Source organism: Kitasatospora sp. NPDC058965 (assembly GCF_042741245.1).
Taxonomy (GTDB): Bacteria; Actinomycetota; Actinomycetes; order Streptomycetales; family Streptomycetaceae; genus Kitasatospora.
Genome location: NZ_JBHYKG010000073.1, coordinates 24,234 through 30,309, shown reverse-complemented (window position 1 = coordinate 30,309; position 6,076 = coordinate 24,234). Strand labels below are relative to the sequence as shown.

7 protein-coding genes are annotated in these 6,076 nt (G+C 73.6%); 3 read left to right on the top strand and 4 right to left on the bottom strand.

Annotation, left to right across the window (positions count from 1 at the left end; genetic code table 11):
• Positions 1-27: 27 nt before the first annotated feature.
• A complete protein-coding gene (locus ACFW1A_RS15115; RefSeq protein ID WP_380409011.1) occupies positions 28-696 on the bottom strand; it encodes a hypothetical protein in 669 nt (222 codons plus the stop codon).
• A gap of 402 nt (positions 697-1,098) precedes the next feature.
• On the opposite strand from ACFW1A_RS15115, the gene ACFW1A_RS15110 reads away from it, so the two are divergent.
• From ACFW1A_RS15110 to ACFW1A_RS15100, 3 genes are all read left to right on the top strand, one after another.
• Positions 1,099-1,437 carry a rodlet layer protein gene (locus tag ACFW1A_RS15110; protein WP_380409009.1) on the top strand — a complete coding sequence of 113 codons (339 nt, stop codon included), beginning with the start codon at positions 1,099-1,101 and terminating at the stop codon, positions 1,435-1,437.
• Between the two features lie 69 nt (positions 1,438-1,506).
• Positions 1,507-1,845 carry a rodlet layer protein gene (locus ACFW1A_RS15105; protein ID WP_380409007.1) on the top strand — a complete coding sequence of 113 codons (339 nt, stop codon included), beginning with the start codon at positions 1,507-1,509 and terminating at the stop codon, positions 1,843-1,845.
• 263 nt (positions 1,846-2,108) lie between these two features.
• Positions 2,109-2,384, top strand: a complete 276-nt coding sequence (locus tag ACFW1A_RS15100) for a hypothetical protein (RefSeq protein ID WP_380409005.1) — start codon at positions 2,109-2,111, stop codon at positions 2,382-2,384.
• A 59-nt stretch (positions 2,385-2,443) separates the two neighbouring features.
• Here ACFW1A_RS15100 and hemB read toward each other — a convergent pair whose 3' ends face one another.
• The 3 genes from hemB to hemC are packed head-to-tail and all read right to left on the bottom strand — an operon-like array spanning position 2,444 to position 6,061.
• On the bottom strand, positions 2,444-3,415 hold the full coding sequence (gene hemB / locus ACFW1A_RS15095) for a porphobilinogen synthase (RefSeq protein ID WP_380409003.1): 972 nt from the start codon (positions 3,413-3,415) through the stop codon (positions 2,444-2,446).
• A gap of 19 nt (positions 3,416-3,434) precedes the next feature.
• Positions 3,435-5,090 (bottom strand): uroporphyrinogen-III synthase, encoded by a 1,656-nt coding sequence (locus tag ACFW1A_RS15090; RefSeq protein WP_380409001.1) that lies wholly within the window; start codon positions 5,088-5,090, stop codon positions 3,435-3,437.
• Positions 5,090-6,061 (bottom strand): hydroxymethylbilane synthase, encoded by a 972-nt coding sequence (gene hemC, locus ACFW1A_RS15085; RefSeq protein WP_380408999.1) that lies wholly within the window; start codon positions 6,059-6,061, stop codon positions 5,090-5,092. The genes ACFW1A_RS15090 and hemC overlap by 1 nt, the downstream gene beginning before the upstream one ends.
• Positions 6,062-6,076 lie beyond the last annotated feature (15 nt).

Genomic DNA, 6,076 nt, shown 5'->3' with positions numbered 1-6,076 from the left:
AGCCGGGCCCCGCCGCCGTTCACCCCGTCACCCGGCGGTGGCCTCGTCCAGGGTCGCCGAGGCGGTGCCGAGCAGCCGCTGCGCCTGGTCGGTCAGCGGGGCCTGCTGGTCCGCGCCGCCCAGCTGGGCGTTGGCCCCGGGCAGCGCCGAGACGGCGGCCGGCACCAGCCGCGGGTCCAGGTCGCCGGTGGACAGCGCACCGTCCTGCAGCTTGCCGTCCGCACCCTCCACGAAGCCGAGCGGGTGGCCCACGCCGACCGCCGGGCCGACCGCCTTCAGCGGCTCCTCGGGCGAGTCGAGGCCGAGCTTGCCCGGACGCACCCCGTCCGCCAGGGCGGGCAGCGGCAGCGCGGTCTGCAGGCTGGGCCCGACCTTGCTGAAGTTCAGCGGCGAGACCACCTGGTCCGGCATCAGCTCGTGGCGGCCCTGCTCGGCCGGCACCGGCGGCAGCACCGGGGAGGCCGGCAGCGCACCGTCCACGGCCCCGCCCAGCGGCAGCATCGGCGCGTGCTGGGTGACCGTCTCCAGCGGCACGTGCACCGGCACCGTCCGGCTCGCCAGTCCGTCTTCCAGCGCCGCCACCTGACCCGGCGTCATCGGGGCGGCGGGCGCCGCCTGGGCGGCCCCCTGGCCGGCGACCGCCGAGGCCCCGACAGCCGCGAGCAGCAGTACCCCGGTCCGCTTGGAGAGCTTCATCTTGTTCCCTGATCCGATCGTAGGAGTCGTCCGCGTCAGTCGGACGGGCAGCCGAGACCAGCCACCCCGACCGGTCCAACGATCCGGGAGCGAACCGGAAGCGATCCGCCCGGCCCCGATTAACCCGTGCGGCGTATTAATCAGACCGACACGCCGCCCGGTTGCGCCGACCTTGAATTTTTCCGGCCAGCCTGGCGTAACTTTCCCGGCCGCCGTTCTTTGATATCGGTGTCACCGCAGGGCGGCCGGTTCGGATGCTCCGCTGTCGACAGCCGGAGATCCTGTCGGCCCGACCGCATTCCTGAATAGGCCCCGAATGCCCGGGTGACCGCAGACCAGGTCAATTCGTTGAACGTATTGCACCCAGACGCAGCAGACGCAGTAATCCAGAGAGGAATTCCCGTGATCAAGAAGACCCTGGCCACCGTCGGCCTGGCCGCGGCCGCCGTTGCCGCCGGCATCACCCCCGCCATGGCGATCGGCAACGCGGACGGCTCCGCGGCCTCCGCGCAGGGCAACGGCGGCACCAACAACACCGGGACCTGGGGCGACCACAGCCCCAACTTCCACTTCCTGGACAACCCGAACATCTGCCTGCCGGAGATCCACCACGTCCAGGTCGGCCTGATCCCGGTCCAGGCGGACATCCCGGTCGGCAACCAGCAGCTGCACCAGGTCTGCAACGTCGGCCAGCCGACCCAGAGCAACGGCGACGGCGTGGCCTCGCACCTGATCGGCTAGTCCTTCCAGGCCGCAGTCCCCCTGTTCTCCGCACCACCCCGCAAGCCCGCACGAGAGAGAGCACTTCCCATGCTGAAGAAGGTCTTCGCCACCGCCGGCCTGGCCACCGCCGCCCTTGCCATGGCCTCCGCCCCGTCCTTCGCGATCGGTGACGCGGACGGTTCCGCCGCCTCCGTCCAGGGCGACGGCGGCACCAACCACACCGGCACCGTGGGCGACCACAGCCCGAACTTCCACACCCTGGACAACCCGAACATCTGCCTGCCCGAGGTGCACCACGTCCAGGTCGGCCTGATCCCGGTCCAGGTGGACGTGCCGGTCCTGAACCAGCAGAACCACCAGATCTGCAACGTCGGCCAGACCACCCAGGCCAACGGCGACGGCGCGCTGTCGCACCTGATCGGCTGATCCCCTCCCCGAGGACACCGGCAGTGCCGCAGTACCCCTGACCCTCCGGAGCAGTACCTGACCCTACGGAGCAGTGCCCGAGCGGGGTCGGTGGAGCAGCGCTCCGCCGACCCCGCTCAGTCGTGAACCGCGCCGTGCGTTCCTTCGAGTGACGGTGCGCAGGCCCGCCGTGTGCCGGGACCGTTCGGCCCGCCCGGCGTGATCACGTGGAAATCGGCGTCCGTTCCCCGGGCGCCGCGTCTGATCTGAGAGAGGACCACCTCATGCAGAAGATGCTCGGCAAGGCGGCCGCCGTCGCGTTCGGCGCGCTGATGATCGCCGGTGTCGCAGCCCCGGCCTACGCCCACGTCTCCACCGGTGGCGAGGGCGGCGGCGTGGTCACCGCCGACGAGCCCTTCGCGGCCGGCTGGGGCGAGGGCTTCGCCGGCACCGACCACGTCCACACCGACTGGATGAAGGCGTTCTGGGCGACCGACGAGGCCACCGGCGGCGAGGGCGGCCACCACGTCGACATCGACGGCTGGCACCACCACGGCTGAGCCGGCAACGACTGAGGGGGCGTCGGCTTCGGCCGGCGCCCCCTCGGTCACGTCCGGGCTCAGAGCATCCGGACGGCGTCCATCGCCCAGTAGGTGAGGATCTGCTCGGCGCCGGCGCGGCGGATCGAGGTCAGGGTCTCCAGGATCATCCGGTCCCGGTCCACCCAGCCGTTGGCGGCCGCGGCCTCCACCATCGCGTACTCGCCGGAGACCTGGTAGGCGGCCACCGGCACCGGCGAGGCGTCGGCCACCCGGCGCAGGATGTCCAGGTAGGCCATGGCCGGCTTGACCATCACCAGGTCGGCCCCCTCGGCCACGTCCAGCTCCAGCTCGCGCAGCGACTCGCGGGCGTTGGCCGGGTCCTGCTGGTAGGTCTTCCGGTCGCCGCGCAGCGAGGAGCCGACCGCCTCGCGGAACGGGCCGTAGAAGGCCGAGGCGTACTTGGCGGTGTAGGCGAGGATGCCCACGTCCTGGTGCCCGGCCTCGTCCAGCGCGCGGCGGACCACGCCGATCTGGCCGTCCATCATCCCGGACGGGCCGACCAGGTGGACGCCGGCGTCGGCCTGCACCCGGGCCATCTCGGCGTACCGCTCCAGGGTCGCGTCGTTGTCCACCGAGCCGTCGGCGGCGAGCACCCCGCAGTGGCCGTGGTCGGTGTACTCGTCCAGGCACAGGTCGGACATCACCACCAGCTGGTCGCCGACCTCGGCCACGGTGTCCCGGATCGCCTGCTGCAGGATGCCGTCCGGGTTGGTGCCCTCGCTGCCGGTGGCGTCCTGCACCGCCGGCACGCCGAACAGCATCACACCGCCGAGCCCGGCCTCCGCCGCCCCGACCACCGCCTTGCGCAGCGTCTCGCGGGTGTGCTGCACCACCCCCGGCATCGAGGTGATCGGCCGCGGCTCGCTGATCCCCTCGCGCACGAAGAGCGGCAGGATCAGCTCGGCCGGGTGCAGCCGGGTCTCGGCGACCAACCGGCGCATGGCCGGGCTGGTGCGCAGCCGACGGGGGCGGACAGCTGGGAACTCCACGATTCCTCCGAAGCGGGGATCAACGCGCCTTGCGACGGGAGCCGGGGCGGCGCTCGCTGGGCCGGTAGACCGGCTCGCCGGCCGAGGTGGCCGCGTCCCGGCGACCGGCGCCGAACTCGGCCAGCGCCTGGGCCAGCGCGGAGGCGGACGGCGCGGGCGCCATCACGTCCACCCGCAGGCCGTGCTCCTCGGCGGTCTTGGCGGTGGCCGGACCGATGCAGGCGATGATGGTGACGTTGTGCGGCTTGCCGGCGATGCCGACCAGGTTGCGCACGGTCGAGGACGAGGTGAAGAGCACCGCGTCGAAGCCGCCGCCCTTGATCGCCTCGCGGGTCTCGGCCGGCGGCGGCGAGGCGCGCACGGTCCGGTAGGCCGTCACGTCGTCCACCTCCCAGCCGAGCTCGACCAGGCCGGCCACCAGGGTCTCGGTGGCGATGTCGGCGCGCGGCAGCAGCACCCGGTCGATCGGGTCGAAGACCGGGTCGTAGGGCGGCCAGTCCTCCAGCAGGCCGGCCGCGGACTGCTCGCCGGACGGCACCAGGTCGGGCTTCACACCGAAGTCGACCAGCGCCTGCGCGGTGGTCTCGCCGACCGCCGCGACCTTGATGCCGGCGAACGCGCGGGCGTCCAGGCCGTACTCCTCGAACTTCTCCCGGACCGCGCGGACCGCGTTGACCGAGGTGAAGGCGATCCACTCGTAGCGGCCGGTGACCAGGCCCTTGATCGCCCGCTCCATCTGCTGCGGGGTGCGCGGCGGCTCCACGGCGATGGTCGGCACCTCCTGCGGCACCGCGCCGTAGGAGCGCAGCTGCTCGGAGAGCCCGTGCGCCTGCTCCTTGGTGCGCGGCACCAGCACGTTCCAGCCGAACAGCGGCTTGGTCTCGAACCAGGAGTGCGAGGAGCGGTGCTGGACCTGCTCACCGACCACGGCTATCACCGAGGTGGCCGGGTCGACCGGGGCCGACACCGGCGAGGGCAGCACCCGGGCCGCCTTCAGGTCGGCGGCGATGCCGGCCAGCGTGGAGGTGAAGGTGCGCTGGCGGGTGGTGGTGCCCGACAGGGTGGCGCAGAGCGCGGCGTCGGGCTTGCGGCCGTGGGTGACCAGCGCGTTCGCGGTGGCCGGCAGCTGGCCCAGGGTGGTGCGCACCACCAGGGTGGTCTCCGGGGCGCCGAGGTCGACCAGCGCACCGGCCAGCAGCGCGCCGCCGTCGACGAAGCGGACGTCGGCGCCGTTGCTGCCGCGCAGCGGCACACCGGCGTAGGCGGGCACGCCGACCGACTGGGCCACGCCCGGGATCACCTCGAAGGCGACCCCGGCCTTGGCGCAGAGCAGCATCTCCTCGGCGGCCCGGCCGTCCAGGCCCGGGTCGCCGTCGACGGTGCGGACCACCTGCTTGCCGGCCCGCACGGCGTCGGCGATCAGCTTGGCGACCGAGCCGGCGTCGTCGCCGCCGATGTCCAGCACCTCGCCCTCGCCGGTGGCGGCCGGGTTGTGCAGCTGCACCGCGTCCGGGCAGTGCGCCCGCACGGCGGTGGCGGTCAGCGGGTCGGCGATCAGCACGTCCGCCGTGGTCAGCACCTCGACGGCGCGCAGGGTGAGCAGTCCGGGGTCGCCCGGCCCGGCCCCCAGGAAGGTGCACAGTCCGGAACGGTCGGCGGTAGCGGTGGGGCTCATCAGACTCGCTCCCCCATCAGACCGGCCGCTCCGCCGTCGAGCAGCCGGGCGGCCAGCGCGTGGCCCAGGGCCTGCGCGGTCTGCTCGGCCGTTCCGTCCAGCGGGAGCGGGCCAGTGGTGGACATCATCAGCAGGGTGGCGCCGTCGGTGGTCCCGACCACGCCCTCCAGCCGCAGTTCGTTCTCCTCGACCCGGGCCAGCGCGGCGACCGGGGCGGAGCAGCCCGCCTCCAGGGCGGCCAGCAGCGCGCGCTCGGCGGCGACCGCGGCACGGGTCGGGAGGTGGTCGAGCGCGCCGAGGGCGGCGGCCAACTCGGGGGCGTCGGCACGGCACTCGATGGCCAGGGCGCCCTGGCCGGGGGCGGGCAGCATGACCGCCGGCTCCAGGCGCTGGCTGATCTCGGCCGACCGGCCGAGCCGGTTCAGTCCGGCGGTGGCCAGCACCACCGCGTCCAGCTCGCCGGAGTGGGTGTAGCCGATCCGGGTGTCCACGTTGCCGCGGATCGGGACCGTCTCGATCGCCGCGCCCCGACTGCGGGCCCAGGCGTTCAGCTGCGCCATCCGGCGCGGCGAGCCGGTGCCGATCCGGGCCGGGCGCCCGACGCACTTCTCCACCAGCGTCTCCAGGTCGAGGCCCTCGCGCGCCACCAGGGCGTCGCGCGCGTCCTCGCGCGGCGGGATCGCCGCCAGCACCAGGCCCTCGGGGGCCGCGGTGGGCAGGTCCTTGAGCGAGTGCACGGCGAAGTCGATCTCACCCGCCAGCAGCGCGTCGCGCAGCGCCGAGACGAAGACCCCGGTGCCCCCGATCTGCGCCAGGTGCTCGCGGGAGGTGTCGCCGTAGGTGGTGATCTCCACGAGCTCGACCGGGCGGCCGGTGACCTCGCTGACCTCGCGCGCCACCATGCCGGACTGCGCCATGGCCAGCGCGCTGCGCCGGGTGCCCAGCCGCAGCGGTATCGTTCCTGCGTCCAACTGGCCCTGCTGAGT